At 69.7% G+C, this 20,515-nt stretch carries 10 protein-coding genes; 8 read left to right on the top strand and 2 right to left on the bottom strand.

The window, feature by feature from the left end:
* From ACRYM0_RS02585 to ACRYM0_RS02550, 8 genes are all read left to right on the top strand, one after another.
* Positions 1 to 4,425 carry an AAA domain-containing protein gene (locus tag ACRYM0_RS02585; RefSeq protein WP_432501825.1) on the top strand — a complete coding sequence of 1,475 codons (4,425 nt, stop codon included), beginning with the start codon at positions 1 to 3 and terminating at the stop codon, positions 4,423 to 4,425.
* Positions 4,426 to 5,295: 870 nt separating this feature from the next.
* Positions 5,296 to 8,757 (top strand): helicase-related protein, encoded by a 3,462-nt coding sequence (locus tag ACRYM0_RS02580; RefSeq protein WP_432501823.1) that lies wholly within the window; start codon positions 5,296 to 5,298, stop codon positions 8,755 to 8,757.
* Between the two features lie 36 nt (positions 8,758 to 8,793).
* Positions 8,794 to 11,565, top strand: a complete 2,772-nt coding sequence (locus ACRYM0_RS02575; RefSeq protein WP_432501821.1) for a DUF1156 domain-containing protein — start codon at positions 8,794 to 8,796, stop codon at positions 11,563 to 11,565.
* A gap of 5 nt (positions 11,566 to 11,570) precedes the next feature.
* Positions 11,571 to 14,984, top strand: coding sequence for a Swt1 family HEPN domain-containing protein (locus ACRYM0_RS02570; protein ID WP_432501819.1), 3,414 nt, complete (start codon positions 11,571 to 11,573; stop codon positions 14,982 to 14,984).
* Position 14,985: 1 nt separating this feature from the next.
* Positions 14,986 to 15,216, top strand: coding sequence for a hypothetical protein (locus ACRYM0_RS02565; protein WP_432501817.1), 231 nt, complete (start codon positions 14,986 to 14,988; stop codon positions 15,214 to 15,216).
* 42 nt (positions 15,217 to 15,258) lie between these two features.
* Positions 15,259 to 16,290, top strand: a complete 1,032-nt coding sequence (locus ACRYM0_RS02560; RefSeq protein ID WP_432501815.1) for a hypothetical protein — start codon at positions 15,259 to 15,261, stop codon at positions 16,288 to 16,290.
* A 114-nt stretch (positions 16,291 to 16,404) separates the two neighbouring features.
* Positions 16,405 to 17,256, top strand: coding sequence for a transposase family protein (locus ACRYM0_RS02555; protein ID WP_432501813.1), 852 nt, complete (start codon positions 16,405 to 16,407; stop codon positions 17,254 to 17,256).
* 73 nt (positions 17,257 to 17,329) lie between these two features.
* Positions 17,330 to 17,887, top strand: a complete 558-nt coding sequence (locus ACRYM0_RS02550) for a hypothetical protein (protein WP_432501811.1) — start codon at positions 17,330 to 17,332, stop codon at positions 17,885 to 17,887.
* Between the two features lie 1,058 nt (positions 17,888 to 18,945).
* Here ACRYM0_RS02550 and ACRYM0_RS02545 read toward each other — a convergent pair.
* Together ACRYM0_RS02545 and ACRYM0_RS02540 are read right to left on the bottom strand one after the other, a co-directional pair.
* Entirely contained in the window at positions 18,946 to 19,266 is a 321-nt protein-coding gene (locus tag ACRYM0_RS02545; RefSeq protein ID WP_432501809.1) for a hypothetical protein, read from the bottom strand.
* A 21-nt stretch (positions 19,267 to 19,287) separates the two neighbouring features.
* Entirely contained in the window at positions 19,288 to 19,707 is a 420-nt protein-coding gene (locus ACRYM0_RS02540; RefSeq protein ID WP_432501807.1) for a protein NO VEIN domain-containing protein, read from the bottom strand.
* Between the last annotated feature and the right edge of the window lie 808 nt (positions 19,708 to 20,515).

Genomic DNA, 20,515 nt, shown 5'->3' with positions numbered 1-20,515 from the left:
GTGCTGGAGAGCTGGGTGGACCCGTCTCGTCTGACGGACTCCTCCGCGCCGGTCCCGCTCCTGGTGGACCAGACGGCCCAAGATCCCGACGCGTCCGACGGCTTCGTCGGCGACTCGCAGGTCCGGCGGGAGTACGCCCGGTGGAGCAGCGAGTGGCGCTCCTGGGCTGAGCGCGACCGTCGCTCCGCACCGGCGCGGCGTTGGTACGAGGAGCTCAGCGGGGTGCACCGCCAGCTCTCGCAGCAGGACGACCAGTTCGAACTGGTCCTGCAGACGGGGCTGCTGTCTTGGCTCCCGGAGGACGGCGAGCGGGTGCGCAACCACCTGCTGAGCACTCGGTTGTCGGTGGACGTCGATGCGAGGACCGGCGCGCTGGCCCTCCTCGTGGCGGACCCCGCGGGCACGCGGCTGCACGACCGGGACCTGCTGGACGGCCTGGCCGGCTTCGACGGAGCCCGCGCGGAGCCAGCCCGGGCGACGGTCCGCGCAGGGTTGGACCTCCCCCTCGACGACTCCGTCCACGAGGTGCTGGAGCAGTGGCGGGCACTCGCGCTGCCCTCGTGCCGGGCGTACGCCAAGGACGTGGAGGCTCCTGCGGACGTCGAGGCCGTCCCCGCACTGCACTTCGCCCCGGCGATCGTGCTCCGCCCGCGGGGCCGCGCGAGCCTGCTGGCGTACTACGACCGGATGTCCGAGGCGCTGCAGGGGGCCGATGCCGAGGCTCCGCTGGGCCTCGTCCAGCTGCTGGAGTCCATGGAGCCGCAGGAGCGGCTGTCGTGGTTGGAGTCCGAGGGCGGCACCGGTGCGACCATCGCGGCCGACCCCCTCTTCCCGCTCCCGGCCAACGACGAGCAGCGGAAGATCATCGAACGTCTCGGGCGGGACACCGGTGTCGTGGTGCAGGGGCCGCCGGGGACCGGCAAGACCCACACCATCGCGAACCTCGTGTCCGCGCTCGTCGCGGAGGGACAGCGCGTTCTGGTGACCAGCCAGAAGGCGCAGGCGTTGAGCGTGCTGCGCGAGAAGATCCCCGCGGACGTGCGCGAGCTGTGCGTCTCGATGACCGACCAGGGGCGTGGTGGGTCGGCGGAGCTGTCCCGCAGCGTGAACGCCCTGGTCGACCGGCACGGCCAGTACGACGCGGTGAGGTACGCCACGCGGATCGCGCAGCTCGGGGCCGAGCGGGCCGCGGCGCGGTCCCGGCAGGCGACGCTGATGGAGGACATCCGCTCGCTGCGGGAGGCGGAGACCTACGCCCACCCCGAAGGCACCGTGGCGGCCGGCTACGGCGGCACGCTGGCGGCCATCGCGGCCCGGCTGCGGGAGCGGGCGGACCGCTACGACTGGATGCCGACACCCGTGCCGCAGGCCGCTCCCGCTCAGCTGCCCGTGGACGCCGCGGCGGTGGGGGAGCTGGTCCGGCTGACGGCCTCCGCGACACCGGAGCGGCGAGCCCGTACCGCGCAGGTCATCCCTTCCGTCAACGACCTCCCGACCCCCGAGCGGGTGGCGTCCCTGGTGGCAGCTGAGCAAGCCACCGCCGCGGCCGCCGGCGCTGCGGTCTCGGACCTGGTCAGCGCGATGGAACCGGTGAGCCGGGACGTGCTGGCACAGCTCGAGCACGAGAACGAGGTGGTGCGCACCACGTTGGCCGGTCTGTCCCGCGGTGACGCCGGGGACGAGTGGCAACGCCGGTGCATCGACGATTCCCTGCGCGGACGCAACACCTCGCTGTGGCAGGGACTGCACCAGGTGTCCGGCCGCGCGGAGGACATGAACCGGGCGCTCGACGGCCTCGCGCTGCAGCGCGTCGTGCTGCCCGACTTCGAGCCCAGTGGCCCGGAGGGAATGGCGGCGCAACTGACGGCCGGTCGCGCTCTGCGCGCGCACGCCGCCGCGGGCGGGAAGATCCGCGCGAAGGGCATGTTCCGCTCGGCGCCCGAGAAGCAGGCGGAGCGACTGCTGGCGGCGACGGTCAACGACGTCGCACCGAGCACCGTCGAGCAGCTGGACGTCGTGCTGACCCAGCTCGCCGTCGAGGTCGACGCGAGGGAACTCATCGCGCGGTGGGCCGACGTCGGCCACGAGGTCCTGCCCAACGCCTCGGTGCGCTTGACGGTGTCATCCCTGGTCGACGCGCACCACGCGTTGTCCCGTGCCTCCCGGGCACTGGAAGCTATGAGCGCAGTGCGTGAGCTGCTGCGCGGCGCCGGGGTCACGCTCGCCCTGGACTCCCGCGAGGAGTGGACGGCCTTCGCCGACGCCCTTCCCGGTGTCGCGGCGCAGCTGGACGCGCAGGCGGCACGACGTGCCGTCGAGGAGTTGCTGGACGACGTGCAGCGCATCGCTGCCGTCGACCGTGCAGCGCCTGAGTGCCGTGCCCTGGCGCGGGCGGTGGCGTTGCGGGACGTCGCGGGCTACGCACAGGCTCACTCGGCGCTCGCGGACGCGGCGGTGGAGGCGGCGAGTCAGCGACGCGCCGACGAGCTGGCGCGTGCGGTGGAGGCGAACCACCCGGGTCTCTCTGCGCTGATCGACGCGTCCGCCGCCGACCCTGCGTGGACCACCCGCCTCGGTGACCTCGAGGGTGCGTGGGCGTGGGGCAAGGCGTCGACCTTCTTCCAGGATCAGCGACGCCCGGGCCGGGAGGCCGTGCTGGACCGCCAGCTCGCCGAGGTGACTGCGTCGATCGGCTCGCTGACGGGGCAGTTGGCGGCCGAGAAGGCGTGGGATGCGACGTTGTCGCGGATGACCGCGCGCCAGTCCCAGGCGCTGCGCGCTTACCAGAGCGCCACCCAGTCGCGCGGCGCCGGGACCGGGAAGTTCGCTCACCGTTTTGCGCTGGCCGCCAAGGAGGCGATGACGCAGGCGCGAGGAGCGGTGCCGGCGTGGATCATGCCGCTGGCTGAGGTGCTGGAGACCGTGCCGCCGGACAAGAACTCCTTCGACGTCGTCATCATCGACGAGGCTAGTCAGGCGAGCATCGAAACGCTGTACCTGCTGTGGTTGGCGCCGCGGGTCATCGTCGTGGGCGATGATCGCCAGTGCGCCCCCTCTCAGGTGGCGATGGGAGCGTTGCAACCCATCTTCGACAAGCTGGACACCTACCTTGCCGCGTTGCCGAACTACTTGCGGGTGTCCCTCACACCCAAGGACAGCCTGTTCAGCCTGTTGACGACGCGTTTCGGTTCGGTGATCCGGTTGCGGGAGCACTTCCGCTGCATGCCGGAGATCATCGACTGGTCCTCGCGCGAGTTCTACGCGGACGCACCGCTCGTGCCGCTGCGGCAGTACGGCAGTGACCGCCTCGCCCCGCTGAGGGTCCGCTACGTGCAGGGCGCCCCCAGCGAGGGCGAGAACGCGAAGCTCCGCAACCGCCGCGAAGCGGCGGCCATCGCCCAGCAGGTCGCGGCCTGCATCGCCGACCCCGCGTACGCGGGCAAGACCTTCGGTGTCGTCGTTCTGCAGGGCCAAGCGCAGGTGGACGTCATCGAGCAGAAGCTCCGGCAGGTCGTTCGCCCGGACGTGTACGAGCAGCGGAGGTTGCGGGTCGGTACGCCCCCCGACTTCCAGGGTGACGAGCGGAACGTCATCATGCTCTCGCTCGTCGTCGGACCGAACCGCACCAACACTGCGCAGACGTCCGAGGAGGCGAAGCGGCGCTACAACGTCGGAGCCAGTCGTGCGCAGGATCAGATGTGGCTGTTCCACTCGGTGACAGCCGACTCCTTGAAGCCAACGGATCTGCGGCGTTCGCTGCTCACCCACCTGAGCGACCCGCCGGCTCCGCGTTCCGCAGCCGACCTCGGCAACGTCACCCCCGACGTGCGGCACCCGGTGTTCGACTCGCTCTTCGAGCAGCGCGTCTACCTCGCCATCCGCGAGCGCGGCTACCAGGTGACGCCGCAGTGGGAGGTGAACGGCCGTCGCATCGATCTCGTCGTCACGGGGGCCAAGGGCCGTTTGGCGGTGGAGTGCGACGGGGAGGCGTGGCACTCCAGTCCGGAGCAGGTGGCCAGCGACGTGTACCGCGAGCAGGAGCTCAAGCGTGCCGGCTGGCGGTTCTGGCGAGTGCGGGACAGCGAGTTCAACTGGGACCGGGACGCTGCGCTGGAGAGCCTGTGGTCGACGCTCGAGGAGCGCGGGATCCGCCCGCACGAGACGACCACGGACGATGAACCGCACGTGGCCGTGGTGGCGGACGTCGTACCGACCGTCCAGAGCGATCCCATCGTCGAGTTGTCAGCAGCGCCTGCTGCGGAGACCACGTCATCGGCTGGCGTGCAGACGCTCTCAGTCACGCCGGCAGAGGTGCGGGCATGGGGTCGTGAGAACGGGTGGCCGGTGGGGGAGCGGGGTCGACTCCGGCCGGAACTCATCACCGCGTACAGAGAGGCTCACGAAGAACTGTCGAATGATAGTTGAACTTGCTTGAGAGTGGTTGAGTGCTTGCGTTGTAGTGGCGCAGCAAGAGTGAGGGCGGCCGGACGTATCGGCGCGCAGCGATTTCGCGAGGAGGCTCCATGGCAAGCTTGGGCGCGCCCTTTACCGGGTACGGCGACGACATCATTCAGTTCACCCCCGATCTCGAGGGGTCCAAATTCTCAGTATCCGGGGCGATAGTGCAGAGGGTAACTTGGCAGTCTGGACGCTGTCGCCTGACTTGAGTCAACTAGAGCTAGTCGTGAATACAATAGGCATGTACTCCGGTACGTGTGTAGCGGGCCTGCAGGGGCCAATCGGCGCCATCCAAGTACAAGCAGATGGACCTTGGACTCTGAGATTCCTCGGCCCTGAGGATCTGTCGATTTTAAGCAGCAATGAACGCGGCTTTGGAGACTCTGTGCGGTTCATGGGCGCAGATCTGCAGCCGACGGTATCCGCCCAGATTGTACAAATAGAAGCGCGTGGTGACGGAAACTTCACTGTGTGGGCGTATGGAGGATCCGCTGATCTCCTCGTCAACGTCATCGGTGCGTACTCCGGAACCGTGGTGGTGCCCCGAGACACGCAGTTCCTCGCCATCACATGTAACGGCTCGTGGTCCCTAACATCGCGCAGCTAGTCGGTCACCACCATCGTGGCCGGTCAGGCCCTACGCACCCAGCATCTCTGGCTCCTGGCCGAAGCAGCTGCTCATGGCGCTTCAGACAAGGGCTCATCGATGTGCCTGACTTGTCCCCCCTCCGCCGCAGCGGAAAGGGTAAGACATGTACCGCACTGACGCCTGGTGCTCGGCGATGTACTGTCAGCTCAATGCGTGGGGCATTATGGTCCGAGTCGGGGGAGAGGGCTGTGGCGCGCGAAGGCGACGTGGCGTCCGCGCAGCTCGAGGAGCTTGTCGCGGGGACGCTGGTGCGCGGGGTCGTCCCGGAGGGGCCGGTCACCGTGATCGCGGTGGACTGGCACGGGCCGGACGCTCTGACGCTGACCTACAAGGCCGGGACCCGGCTGGACCAGACGCTCCTCTACCGCGCCGACGAGGCGCGACTGCGGATCCCCGCGGGGCCGTCGGCCTGGACCTTCGACGGCGACGCCGCGGACTTCCGTCTGGCGGCCGAGTGCCTGCGCGTCCTGCGCGCCGGGCGGCACGAGCCGATGCAGGCCGTCAGCTCCAGCGACGTCGACCCGCTCCCGCACCAGATCCGCGCGGTCTACTCGGAGCTGCTGCCCCGCACCCCGCTGCGCTTCCTGCTGGCCGACGACCCGGGCGCGGGCAAGACGATCATGGCCGGGCTGTACGCCCGGGAGCTCCAGCTCCGGGGCGCCCTCGAGCGGTGCCTCGTCATCGCCCCCGGCTCCCTCGTCGAGCAGTGGCGCTCGGAGCTGTCGCTGCGCTTCGGGCTGGACTTCGCCCTCTTCGCGCCGAGCGCCCAGGAGATCGCTGACGGGACGGCCTTCCGCCACGCTCCGCTGGCGATCGCGCGGATGGACCAGCTGTCCCGCCGCGAGGAGCTGCTCGACCTGCTGGAGCACGAGGACTTCGACCTCGTCGTCGTCGACGAGGCGCACCGGATGTCGGCGTCGTACTCCGGGGCCGACGTCAAGGCCACGAAGCGCTACGCCCTCGGGCAGCGCGTCGCCCGGGTCGCCCGGAACCTGCTGCTGATGACGGCGACCCCGCACGCCGGCAAGGAGGACGAGTACCAGCTCTTCCTCGCCCTGCTGGACCCGGACCGGTTCGAGGGCAAGTACCGCCCCGGCGTCCACACGAACGACACGACCGGGTTGATGCGGCGGCTGGTGAAGGAGGAACTGCTCACCTTCGAGGGGAAGCCGCTGTTCCCCGAACGCATCGCCGAGACGGTCCCGTTCGACCTGTCCCCGCTGGAGGCCCGCCTCTACGTCGACGTCACGCGCTACGTGCGTGAGGAGATGTCGCGCGCGGAGCAGATCGCCGCGGACGGCGACGTGCAGCGCTCCCGCACCGTGGGGTTCGCGCTGACCGTCCTGCAGCGTCGCCTGGCCTCCAGCCCGCTGGCGGTGCTGCGGTCGTTGCAGCGTCGCCGCGACCGCTTGCAGGCGAGGCGCGACGGCCTGCTGTCGCCGGTGGAGGAGGACGCCCAGCAGCGCATCGCCGCGGCGATGGCCGAGGCCGACCGCGATGTCGACGAGGACTACGACGCCGACGAGGTGGAGACCGTCGAGGAGCTCGTCGTCGACGCCGCGACCGCCGCCCGTACCCGCGCGGAGCTGGAGGTCGAGATCGCCGTCCTGGACCAGCTGGTGGAACTGGCCACCGACGTCGAGCGGTCGGGGAACGACTCGAAGTGGACGAGCCTGCGCTCGCTGTTCGCCGCCGAGGGGCTGACCGGGGGGCTGGGGTCGCGCAAGCTCATCGTCTTCACCGAGCACCGTGACACCCTCAGCTACCTCGCCGAGCGGGTCCGTGGGCTGCTGGGCCGCGACGACGCCGTCGTCACCATCCACGGCGGGGTTCCCCGCGAGGAACGGCTGACCGTCCGCGAGCGCTTCACCCACGACTCGTCGTGCCAAGTCCTCGTCGCCACCGACGCCGCGGGTGAAGGCCTCAATCTCCAGGCCTGCCACCTGATGGTGAACTACGACCTGCCGTGGAACCCGAACCGGCTGGAGCAGCGGTTCGGGCGCATCCACCGCATCGGGCAGCGCGAGGTCTGCCGGTTGTGGAACCTCGTCGCCCACGAGACCCGCGAGGGTCAGGTGTTCCAGCGGCTGCTGGACAAGGCCGAGGAGCAGCGCAAGGCCTACGGCGGCCGGTTGTTTGACGTCCTGGGCTCCGCGTTCGCCGACCGGCCGCTGCGTGAGCTCCTGGTCGAGGCCATCCGCTACGGCGACGAACCGGAGCGTCGGGCGGAACTGGAGCGGGTCGTCGACGCGCAGGTGGCGGACGGGCTGGCGGAGCTGGTCGAGGAGCGGTCCTTGCAGTCGGGCCGCCTCGACGAGGACGTCGTGGCGGCGTTGCGCCGTCAGATGGACGAGGCCCGGGCCCGCCGGTTGCAACCGCACTACGTCGAGCGGTGCGCGCAGGCGGCGCTGAGTCGGTTGGGTGGACGGTTGGCGCCGCGGGAGCGAGGACGGTTCGAGGTCCCCAACGTGCCGAGCGCGGTCCTGTCCGCGGCGACCGCGCCGGGGCGGGCGGTGAGCGCCCGGTACGGGCGGGTGACCTTCGATCCCGCTCGAATCGCGCCCGAGGGGCAGGACCGGGCGGAACTGCTGGCACCGGGGCACCCGCTGCTCGACGGCCTGCTCACCGCGACCCTTGACGATTTGGGCGCGGTGCTGACCCGCGGTGCCGTGCTGGTCGATCTCTTGGACGGCTCGACCGTGCCCCGCCTCGTCGTCGCGGTCGAGGAGGAGGTCGTCGACGGCACTGGGCGGACGGTGAGCCGCCGGTTCGCGTACGTCACCCTCACCCGGGACGGGCAGTCGGTGTCCTCTGGCGCCGCCCCCTACCTCGACCTCGAACCGCTACCCGACGCTGCGCGCCCGGTGGCGGCCCGGGTCCTCGCCGAACCCTGGCTGGTCGGGGGCGTGCAGCGGACGGTGACGTCGTGGGCGGTGCAGCAGAGCCTGCCGCAGCACGTCGCGCAGGTCGAGGATCGGCTGGGCCCGCAGGTGGAGCGCACCCGCGCGGAGGTGACGAAGCGGCTGCAGCAGGAATCCCTGCACTGGTGGTCGCAGGTCCCGCGGATCGCCGAGGACGAGGCGGCCGGCAAGAAGGTCCGCATCTCCTCCCGCACCGCCCGCCGCCGCGGGGAGGAACTGGACGCCCGGCTGGAGGCGCGGTTGGTGCGGCTGGACGCGGAGGGCCGGTTCGCCGCGAAACCGCCGGTCGTCACCGCCGCCGCGCTGGTCCTGCCCGCGGGGCTGCTGCCGCGAGTCGGGTCGATTCCGGTGGACACCACGGTGTCGGAACGCCGGGCCGTGGACGCGGTGCTGGCCGCCGAGCGGGCGCTGGGCCGCAGGCCGACCGAGATGCCGCACAACAACCCCGGTTACGACGTCGAGTCCCTCGACGCCGACGGGCGCATCGTCTTCATCGAGGTGAAGGGCCGCGTCGCGGGCGCGGAGGACTTCGTCGTCACCGCCAACGAGGTCCTCACCGGCCGCAACGCGGACCGCTACCGTCTCGCGTTGGTCGAGCTCTCCGACGCGGGGGAGTCCGTGCGCTACCTGTCCGACCCGTTCGCGGGGATCGACCTCGGGTCGTTCGCGGTGACCAGCGTGCGGGCGTCATGGGCGAAGGAATGGGCACGGGCCGGGCCACCGCACTGACAGCCCTCTTTCGTTCCCATCCCTGGAGTTTCTGCCATGCCCGAACAGCCCGTCCGCCGCAAGCTCATCGAGGTCGCCCTGCCGCTGGAGGCGATCAACAAGGAGTCCGCACGGGAGAAGTCCATCCGCCACGGGCACCCTTCCACCCTGCACCTGTGGTGGGCGCGGCGGCCGTTGGCGGCGGCGCGGGCCGTGCTGTTTGCGCAGCTCGTTGACGATCCCTCGTCGCACCCCGAGCTGTTCCCCACCGAGGCCGAGCAAGAGGTCGAACGCAAGCGCTTGCACGCCCTCATCGAGGAACTCGTTGTCTGGGAGAACGCCGGCGATGAGAAGCTCATGGCCAGGGCCCACGCCGAGATCGTGAAGTCCGCCGGCCCGGACGGCCCGCCGCCGATCCTCGACCCGTTCGCCGGGGGCGGCACGATCCCGTTGGAGGCGCAGCGGCTGGGGCTGGAGGCGCATGCCTCCGACCTCAACCCCGTCGCGGTGCTCATCAACAAGGCGCTCATCGAGATCCCGCCCAAGTTCGCCGGGCAGGCACCCGTCCACCCCGACGCGCCGCCGTCCAGCCACTGGCCCCGGGCGACCGGGCTTGCCGAGGACGTGCGGCGGTACGGGCAGTGGATGCGTGACGAGGCCGAAAAGCGCATCGGGCACCTCTACCCGAAGGCCGACCTCGGGAACGGCGAACAGGCGACCGTCATCGCGTGGATTTGGGCTCGGACCGTCCAGTGCCCCAATCCGGCGTGCGGGATCCAGATGCCGCTCGTGCGGTCGTGGTGGTTGGGGAAAAAGAAGGGCAAGGAGGCGTACGTCGTTCCCGAGGTCGTGGACGGGGAGGTGCGGTTCAGCATCGGGCGGGACCCGAGCCGGGCGTCAGTGAAGGCTGACGACGGAACGACGGAGCGCCGGGGCGCAACATGCGTCGCCTGTGGTGCCTTCGCAACGCAGGTGTACCTGAAGGCGGAAGGGGTCGCCAACCGTATGGGGCAAAGGCTTTTGGCGACGGTCGCGGCGGGCAAACGATCACGTGTTTACCTTGAGCCTGATACCGCTCACGAGCAGGCGGCAAACGTGCCCCGGCCGGGGAACGGCCCTCAAGCTGACATGTCGACGAACCCCCGTTGGTTTTCGCCTCCGGGTTACGGAATGACGGCGTTCGCGGACCTCTTTACCCCCCGCCAGTTGACTGCGCTTACGACGTTTAGTGACCTTGTGGGCGAGACGCGTACGCGAGTCCTTGCCGACGCCCGCGTCGCCGGGCTAACCAGTGATCCCCACTTCGCCGAAAGCGGATCAGGTGTCCAGGCGTACGCCGACGCCGTGGCGACCTACTTGGGCCTCGCGGTCAGTCGTACGGCGGACCTAGGTAATTCGCTCGTCACATGGTCCAACTCACGAGACCAAGCTCGCAACCTTTTTGCTCGGCAGGCCATACCCATGGCGTGGGACTTCGTTGAAGTTTCCCCATTCGCACGCGCGGCTGGAAGCGTTGAAGTCTCCATTGAAACGGCTGGGGAAGCCCTAGAGACTCTGCCGGCGCGGCGGCCGGGCATCAGTAGCCAGGCGAGTGCTGCGGTTCGCGAGTTGACCGAGCTCGTCTCTACGGATCCTCCCTATTACGACAACATCGGCTACTCCGACCTGTCCGACTTCTTCTACGTGTGGTTGCGTCAGTCCCTGCGTGCTGTTCACCCGGAACTGCTGGGGACGCTCTTGACGCCAAAGGCGGACGAGTTGGTCGCCAACCCCTACCGCCATGGTGGTCGAGACGGCGCTCGGGACTTCTTCGAGGACGGCTTCACGACGGTCTTCGCTCGCGCTCGCAAGTCTGCGTTGCCTGATTACCCGATCACCGTCTACTACGCCTTCAAGCAGTCGGAGTCGGACGTCGCCGGTGAGGCGTCGACCGGCTGGGAGACCCTCCTGGAGGGGATGATTCGCTCCGGCTGGTCCATCACCTCTACGTGGCCGCTCCGGAGTGAGCGGACGGGACGCATGATCAGCGTCGGTACGAACGCCCTCGCCTCCTCAATCGTCCTCTCCCTCCGCCCCCGCCCCGACGACGCCCCCGTCACCGACCGCCGCGGTTTCACCGCTCTCCTGCACCGCGAACTCCCCGACGCCCTACGTACTCTCCAACAGGGCGCGATTGCTCCCGTCGATCTCCCGCAGGCTGCGATCGGCCCGGGCATGGCGGTGTTCTCGCGCCACGCCCGCGTCCTGGAGGACGACGGCAGCACCATGTCCGTCCGCGCCGCGCTGGTCCTGGTCAACGCCGTGCTCGACGAGGTCCTCAACGAGCAGGAGGGCGACTTCGACGTCGACACCCGGTTCGCGATCGCCTGGTTCCGCCAGCGCGGGTTCGCAAAGGGCCCGTACGGCGACGCGGAGCAGCTCGCCTCGGCGCGCAACACCTCCGTCGCGCACATGCACCGCCTCGGCATCGTCAGCAGCGGCGGCGGTGAGGTCCGCCTGCTCGCGCCGACGGACCTCCCGCAGCCGTTTGCGCCCAGCAAGGGTCAGCGGGTCACGGCGTGGGAGTACGTGCTGCGCCTGGCGCACGCTGTGGCGGAGGACGGCATCCCCGGGGTGGCGCAGGTCATGCGCTACGCCGACCAGGTCACCGGGTCCGACGTCGCGAAGGAGCTCGCGTTCCTGCTGTTCTCCCTGGCCGAAAGCCGGGGGATGACCGAGGTGGCGATCCAGTTCAACGCCCTCGGCACGGCGTGGAACCAGGCCCAGCCGATGGCCCAGGCCGACCCGCTCCCGACCCAGGGCGCGTTCGACTTCACCGACGAGGACTGAGGACCGTGGCCGCCAGCAACCGCAACCGCATCGACCGGGGCTTCGAGCTCCTCAGCGAGGGGCTCGACGCGTACATCTTCCGCGTCCTCGACGGCGACGTCCCGAACCCCGAGGATTGGCCCAAGCTGCTCCAGGTCAAGGACACCGCCCGGCACGGTGGTGCGCCCCGCAAGATCGACCGGCACGACCCGCAGGCCCAGCTGCGGCTGCTCACCGAGAGCATCCCCGGCCCCAGCGGGCCCGGGTGGCGGCCGTTCGAGGCGCAGCTCGGTCACCTCGGCAAGGGGTACGCGAGCGAACTGCGGGAGTGGCGCAACCAGCACAGCCACTTCGCCCCGGCGTCCTCCGAGGACGCCCAGCGCGTCCTTGACAGCGCGGAACGCCTGCTGCGCGTCGTGGGGGCCGTCGGACAGGCTGAAAGCGTCAAGCAGCTGCGGATCGAGATCCGGCAGGCGCAGAACTACGAGGACCAGCGCCGCGCCCGCGATGCCGCCCGCGCGGCCCGCGAAGCGGCCCCGGACCTCACCAGTGCGGGGTTGCCGGCCTGGCGGACCGTCGTGCAGCCCCACCCCGACGTCGCCGCCGGTAATTTCCGCGCCGCAGAGTTCGCTGCCGACCTTTACACCGTCGCTCGCGCCAACCGCGGGGACCAGCGCGCCGACGCCGACGCCGACTACACCGACCCCGTGCAGTTCTTCCGCCGCACCTACCTCACCGAGGGCCTGAAGCAGCTGCTCACCGGGGCGGTGGACCGGGTGACGGGTGACCGCAACGCCGCTCCTGTCGTCAACCTGCAGACGAACTTCGGCGGCGGCAAGACCCACTCGATGCTGGCGCTGTGGCACATCGTGTCTGACCACCGCCTCGTCGACTACCCGCAGGACGTGCAGGAACTCCTGCGCGACTCCGGTCTCGACGACGTCGCGGGCCGGGTCAACCGGGCTGCCCTCGTGGGCACCCACCTGGAGGTCACCGGCAACCGGGACGCCGACGACGAGCCGCTGCGCCGCACCATCTGGGGCGAGCTGGCCTGGCAGCTCGGCGGCGCGGAGGGGTACGCGATGCTCGCCGATGCCGACGCCGCCTCGAACAGCCCCGGCGGGGCGTTGGACCGGTTGCTGCAGCGCTACGCCCCCGCCGTCATCCTCATCGACGAGTGGGTGGCCTACGCGCGCCTGCTCTCCAGCGGTGACGGGCTCCCCGCCGGGGAGTTTCAGACCCAATTCACGTTCGCCCAGACCCTCACCGAAGCCGTCAAGCGCACCCCGGGGGTGCTGCTCGCGGTCTCCATCCCGGCGTCCTCCGACGGGGGCGCCGCCGCGGCCGCCGTCCGCGACGAGGAGGTTGGTGGGGCGTCCGGACGCAGCGCGCTGACGGCGCTGCTCAACGTTGTCGGCCGGATGGCCGACCAGTGGCGGCCCGCGACGGCCGAGGAGTCGTTCGAGATCGTCCGGCGTCGGCTGTTCGTCGAACCGGAAGGACCGGCGCACGGCGCGATCACCGCCGTCGCCCGGGCCACGGTCGACTTCTACCGCAAGTACCCCGACCACTTCCCCCGCGAAGCCCGCGAAGCGGAGTACGTCGAGCGCATCCGGCGCTCCTACCCGCTGCACCCGGAGCTGTTCGACCGGCTCTACACCGACTGGTCCGGCCTGGAGCGCTTCCAGCGCACCCGGGGCGTGCTGCGGCTGCTGAACACCGTCGTCGCGGAACTGTGGCAGAGCGAGGACGCGTCCCCGCTCATCGTACCCGGCGGCCTGCCGCTGCGCGCCGACACCGTCCTCACCGAGCTCACCCAGTACCTCGAGGACCACTGGAAGGTCGTCGTCGACACCGACGTCGACGGTCCCGACTGCACTCCCGGCAAGGTCGACGAGAGCAACCGGCCCCTCTACGGGGCCCGGCAGGTGACCCGGCGACTCGCGCGGACGGTGTTCTTCGGGTCCGCGCCGACCCTCAAGAGCGCGAACAAGGGCATCGACCGCCGCCGCGCGTTCCTCGGCACCGCCCTGCCCGGGGACCAGCCCGGCAACTTCCACTCCGCGCTCAGCGAGCTCGCCGCCCGCGCCACCTACTACTACGACCAGGACAACCGGTCGTGGTTCCTCCCCACCCCCAACGTCACCCGGCAGGCCCGCGACCACGCCGAAGGGCTGCACCCCGAGGATGTGTGGGCCGTGATCGTCCGCCGCCTCCAGCAGCAGCCGAAGCAGAGCAGTCGCGGCATCGCCGCCGTCCACGTCACCGACGACCCCGGCGACGTCCCCGACGGCGACGACGTCCGCCTCGTCGTCATCCACCCCCGCCACACCTACGACAAGAAGACCAACGGCAGTTCCCCGGCCGGTCTCGTGGCCCGGGCCGTGGTGGAGCGGGAGGGGACGCGCCAGCGCATCCGGCGCAACCAGGTCGTCGCCCTCGCCGGTGACGCGGCGCGGATGGCCGAGCTCGACGCTGCCGTCCGCGACTTCCTGTCCTGGCAGTGGATCGTCGAGAACGAGCGGACGCTGAACCTCAGCACCGCCCAGCGCGAGCAGGCCGTCAAGCGCCGGGAATCAGCGAGCGCCCTCGTCGACACCCGCATCACCGCCACCTACCACTGGGTGCTGGCCCCCGAGCAGCTCGACGCCACCGAACCGTGGGTGCTGCGCGGGCAGAAGGCGGACAAGGAGTCCAGCGACCTCGTCGACCGCGCGGCGGCGAAGCTCACGCAGCTCAGCATGCTCAGCGTCCAGTGCTCGGCCGCCAACGTCGGCCACCACCTGCGGGTCCCGCTGGCCCGGGCCTGGGAACCGGGGCACATCTCCTTCGGGAACCTCTGGCTGCTGTACGCCACGTACCCGTACCTGCCGCGCCTGCGAGGGCGCAACGTCCTCGCCGCGGGCGTCCGCTCCCACGCCGGTCGTCCCGCCTGGGAGACGGACACCTTCGCCCTCGCCGAAGGCTACGACGAGGACACCGGCACCTACCGCGGCCTGTGGTTGCCTACCGACCCCGGCGAACCCCCTGCCGCCACCGACGCGCTTCTGCTCGTGCAGCCGGACCGGGCGTGGGCCCAGCGGGAAGCCGACCTGCGTGCCGCGGGCCAGGCGGGCGCAGCGCCGACGCCGGGTGCCGGTCCTGCGGAGTCCTCGACCACCGGTGCTCCGTCGGCGGGCACGTCGGGACCGGCCGCACCGGCCCCTCTCACCCGGTTCCACGGCAGCAAGCAGTTCGACCCGGCGACCATCGGCAAGGACTTCGCCAACGTGGCCGCCGAGGTCATCGCCCAGCTCACCACCGTGGCCGGCGTCCGGCTGGAGGTGCGCCTGGACATCCAGGCCGTCGCCGCGGACGGGTTCGACGAGGCCAAGCGGCGGGTGGTGTCGGAGAACGCGACGGTGCTGAAGTTCGAGACACACGGATTCGAGGAGCGGTGAGATGACCCTGGGCTACCGGGCGGTGCTGCGGCTGCCAGACTCCGTCGACGCCGTGGCGCTCGCGCACGACCAGGTGCGGTCTTGGCTTCGTGGACAGAAGCTGGCCGGCTCCTCGAAGTACGGGACGCACGAGGTGGCCGACTGGGAGGGACCGGGCCGCCACCGACTCGGTCCGGACGCCGAGATGGTGGAAATCCGGCACCACGGGAGCGACGGGACCCGGCGTCTATAACTGCGGCACGTTGAGACCAAGCCTGACGGCACCTGGACCGTGGTGACGACGGCCATCAGCGGGCCGGGCTCCCGGGGACCCCGCCAAACGCTCGTCATCGACCTCGACGCCGAGGGTGTGGACCCGGAGATCGTCGTCGATCGGGCAGCGCCTCCGAACGTGGTCCGCGGGGTCCTCGAGGCGGTCGACGTCCTCGACGGACACACGCGGCTGCTCTCGAAGGCCCGGATCGTACGGGCTGCAGATGTGGACGAGCTGCTCGCCGAGATCACGGACCCTGAGCGGACGGTGGCCGTCGCGGTCGCAGGGTCCTTTGAGGGGGCACCGGTCGATCGGTGGGCGGACGCGGTGAACTCTCTCCTCCGCAACGGCCTCGGCGTCGTCGTCGGTGCGGTTCTCACCCCGGACGCCCAAGAGGAACTCGTGCAACGGTTGCCGGAGAGCCACACCGTCCCGGCCCACACGATCCGCACCTTCGCACCCCAAGTGAACCTCGACGAAGTCGCAGACGGTGCGCGACACCGGGTGCTCGGAGCCCGAACGCTGGAACGGCACATCCACCGGCGCGGGCGCGGCATTATTGTCGACCAGGGCCTGCAGAAGCTGCACGCCCGAAGCTCGCGGCAGCGGTTCCTAGCACGGCCGCTGCCGGCCGACGTCGCCCGGACGATGCGTCTGCTCGACCTAGCCTCGGGGTCCGAGGTCGCTTCCGTCCCGACTGTCGTCGTGGAACCGGTGCCCAGCCGACCCGTCGAGGGTGCGACCACCTCGACGCCGTGGGATGGGACGGAACGCCGCAACGAACCGCTAGGGACCTCTCGGGTCAGCGATGACGTACTGCTCGGCGTCCGGGGTCTTCTCCATGATCTCGGGGGCGAGACTCTCGACCTGGTTGGGATCGCGGACGCTCGTCGCGAGGTGAAGCGGCTGCGGGACGATTCCGTTGGACTGGAAAAGTTCCTTGACGAGGCGGAAGCACTCGAGGCTGAACTCAACGAGACCAAGGCTTTCCTGGGCTTGCAGGAGCAGGAGACCGCGAAAGAAGCCACTGAGCTCTTCTCGGTAGCGGCCTGACGTCACGGTCGGTGACGCTGATGGCGCTGTGGCGAGAGCTGAGGTGGCGAGCAGGGGTGGAACTCCGGTAGACGGAGGGCTTCCTACGGCAACATCCACCACCGGAGCTCCACCGTGCCCGATCCTGTCACCTACACCGCCGTACTGCCCACCTCCCGGGCCACCGTCCAGCACATCGCCGCCCTCCTGCTGCGCCACCGCCTGAGCATCGGCACCCGCACCGGCCGGCGGGTGCTGGGCGTCTTCGCCCACGCCGTCCTCATCTGCCGGTTCCTGATCGACGCCACCCGGGTCGCGCACCTGGCCCGCGACAACGACATGGGCATCTCTACCGCCTACCGCTACGTCCACGAGGCCCTCGACGTCCTGGCCGCACAAGCCCCCGGGCTGCGCCCGGCACTGCTGGCCGCCCACGCCGCCGGCCACACCCACGTCAACCTCGACGGCACGCTGGTGGCGACCAACCGCGTTGCGGTCCAAGGACCGACGATCCGCAAGAATCGACGAGAAGGCCGGCGGGTAGACCTCTGGTGGTCCGGCAAACACCGCCGCCACGGCGGCAACGTCCAAGTCGTCACCGCCCCCGACGGTTGGCCGCTCTGGGTCTCCCCAGTGCGCCCAGGGCGCGAGCACGACACCAGCTGCGCCCGCACCCACGCCGACCTGCTGCCCGCACTGGTCGAGTTCGGCGGCGCCGAGCACACGGTGCTGGCCGATCTCGGCTACGAAGGCGAACGATCCCGTCTCACCTGCCCCCACAAGGTCCCCAAGAACCGCGACCTCAGCATCGGAGAGCGCAGCTTCAACCGCGTCCACGCCTACGTCCGCGCCCGGGCTGAGCAGGGCAATGCGTGGTTGAAGAACTACCGCGCCCTGCAGAAGGTCAGCCTCTGCCCCTGGCGGATCGGGGTCATCACTGCCGCCGTCCTGGTCGTCCTGCACCTCGAACACGAGCGGACGACGTGACCCACCATGACGGTCAGGCCGCTACAGAGAAGAGCTCACTGAGCGCCAGCAGCTGCAACGTCAGGTTGCCTTCTTGCAGGAGCGGCTGCGAATTGTCGGTGAGTACGACGTCCATGGGCGGCCGGAGCAGTCCGAGACCGAGACCGCTGACAGTGTGCTGAACCTCGTGGAGTCCCTGCAGTCGGGCCGAGGGGGATGGGCGGAGCATGTCGTTTTTACGGGGAGAATCGATGACGCGGCCGCGGTCGACGACCGGGACACGGGTGTGGCCCTGAGCTCCCTCAAGGACTTCGTCCGCACGCTCTACGACTATGCGCGGACCGGGTACGCGGGATCAATGCATGCATACCTCAGGGACGAGTCCGTGCAAAGCTTTCGGTGCACCTTCACGAGGTGGGCACCGACGGAGAGCCAAACCGTGCAGAGCTCCCCGAGACTCGCAGGGATGCGTCGGTTCCCGGTCCCGGTAGAGGTGGATCCGAGTGGCGTAGTCTTCATGTTCGCTCACTTCAAGGTGAACGGGCTGGGCACCTTCCGACCTCGTCTGCACTACTACGATGACACCTCCAAATCAGGCAAGGTGTACATCGGTTACATCGGCCGGCATTTGGAGACTCCCGGGACGAACTGAACCGCCTCTGAGGGGGTAGGGCCGGGCGTAAGCCCACCTTGTGACCAGGATGGGGTGGAAGCGCTCGACCTTCCACTGGTCTACGGGCGTTAGGGTCGCGTCCGCTTGTAGACCGTGCCGATCGTGGGTGGGACGGCGCCGAAGTTGCGGAAGCGGTAGTGGGCGCCGTTGTCACTCAAGCAGCGGGCGATGGTTATGCCGGAGCCTGCAAACCAGGCGTAGGCGGGCTCCGAACGCGGCCGTGGTTAAAGCCACCTTCAGTGCTGAAAATTTCGTAGGGGCGCCTCCCGCTTGCGGGAGAGGTCAGGCGGGAATGGTTGTCGAGGACTGTGTGCAGATATTTGTAGTTGAGAATGTAAGTTCATGCCGCGTTGCTGTAGCCGCAGGAGCGCCATCTTCCGCCGTCAGGGATAATGCCGAGCTTCTTGGCGTCGATTTCCACCAGATCGTCTACGCTATAAGGCTTATAGCGTCGGATCTCACGGCAAATGCGCCGTCGGTCGGCCAGATCGACATCATACAACCGGGGCAGTCCTCTGCCACGAACAACGGTAGCGGCAGTAGGAACAGGCCGCCGAACTTGGGACAGATTCGAAATGGCCTCCAGTCGCGGGCCGTGCGTAGGTGCACGACCCTTTTCACCACCGCCCGCCGAGTTCGGGTTGGGCTGTGACGTGAGTGGGAGGATCGATCGGCCAGTTCGTCGTCCTCGTGGCCGCCGACGGGGAGCGCACCTGCAGCAGGCGACTGGTCGACCGGGCCGCGGTTGGCCAATAAATTTGGAGTCTCAAAAGCGCGGCAGATGGGCCCACGCTCATCGACGATATGCCAGTTCAGCTTGAGGCGTTTGGCGGGCGTCAGTGCGCCATAATGGTAGGGCGCGATAATCTTCGGCCGGCTTGGCTTTGGTTGCCTTCAGTGGCTCCATACTGCCCTCGGAGGCCTTTCCCTGCGTCAGCAATCTGCGTTCCTCGGCGTGTCATAAACACCCGTGCCAGTACACTCAAGCAGCGCGCTTCTCTTCTCTTAGGGCTTGATACCGCTGTGGGATGAGTTCGTTAGAGTCGATCGATCCACGTGTTCTCGTCACGGTCGTCCCAGGTCGACGTCGAGCGTCTGGGAGGAGCTGACGTCCCCAGCTCCTCCGCTGCGAGCAGCGCTTCACCGCGGGTCAACGCCCGCAGGGACTCGACAGGGCGGCCGACGACGGCCTCGATCGCCCGCTGCCTGTCCGTCATGGACGAGTACCCCCGCGCATCCAGAAGACCGCGGAGGAGGTCGACCTGCCATCCAGCGGCACGTGCGGCGCTCGACGTCTCCTCGACAGGCTCGACTGCATCGGATGGTTCATCGCCGAAGGAGAAGAGCTCGTCAGGCACGAGCAGCAGTGTAGGTGGGCGTCAGCTCCGACCTCGGAGCTCGTCGTAGATCCGCGTGGGGAAGGGGACGGTGAAGTACCGGCGTTCAACAGCCCCGACCAGCAGCTGCTCGAGCACCTCCCCGCCCAGCCTCAAGAGGGTGAAGCGGTCCGGGTCTCCCTGACGGACGTTCTCGACGACGTACACCCAGAAGTCCGGGTTCTTCCTCGACTCCTCGAGCTGGCGCGGCTCGAGCCAGAGTTCCGTGCCGCGGGCGGACCCGCCGTAGGCCTTGACCTCGATCACGCGATCGCCCGCCACCACGTCCGCAGCGGCTCCACGCCCGCGCGTGTCCTGCGCTGGGCGGCCGTCCTCGGTCTCCCGGCGGATGACGTACGCGATCGCCGCGCCTTCGACTTGTCGGTTGGTGGTGTTGGGCGTGCTCTCGGCTGCTGAGTCCATCGGGTGCTCCTCCTCATTCGTGGGCGCCGCCGGCGGCCGTCGCCACGTGCATCCTGCGCTCTGCGGTGCCGGCGCCGCCACCTGTCCGCAGTCTCGGCCGAGGGCCGAGCGCCGCTCAGGTACGTCCCGCGTCGTGTCGATCACTGGGGCAGTGTCCCGTCTCGACGAGGGGTATCCGTGAGCGCAGATGACAGGTCGGCAGTGCTGCGGCGACCGCGGGTCGATGGGGCACTGCCGGTACCGGCGATGCTGGACGGCTTGGTCGGGCTAACCGTCGACCACGCACACCGCCGAGCTTCGAGCTCCCCACCGGCTCGCGAGCCGGCAATCGCAGAGCCTCTGATCGACGAGCCAGTGGTCGACAGGCCGATGGTCGCTGGATCAGTGACTCCTGAGGAGGTCAGCTACTGCCTCGCGTGCGCACGTCCTGTGCGGGCAGCATCGGCTTCGTTGAACGAGTACGGCATCTGCGTGCGCTGCACGTGACGCAGTGACGAAGAGCGGGTCTGCACGGGGGTGTCCCAGGCGCTGAAAGCGGGTGTGGAGCCGGCGCGCATGGCGGGATTACCGGAGGGTGCGGCATCCGCAGCGCGGGCAGTCCACCGCTAGCAGCGGGTGGACGTGGTGTGGACCGGGCCCAGCACCGCGAGCCAGTTGAACCTCCTCACGTCCACCAGCCTCCTGGAGGGGGGGGGGGGGGGGGGGGGGGGGGGGGGGGGGGGGGGGGGGGGGGGGGGGGGGGGGGGGGCGGGGGGGGGGGGGGGGGGGGGGGGGGGGGGGGGGGGGGGGGGGGGGGGGGCGGGGGTGT

Source organism: Kineococcus arenarius subsp. arenarius (assembly GCF_050871845.1).
Taxonomy (GTDB): Bacteria; Actinomycetota; Actinomycetes; order Actinomycetales; family Kineococcaceae; genus Kineococcus.
The sequence above is the reverse complement of the archived record's forward strand: the minus strand, read 5'-3'. Positions and strand labels throughout refer to the sequence as shown.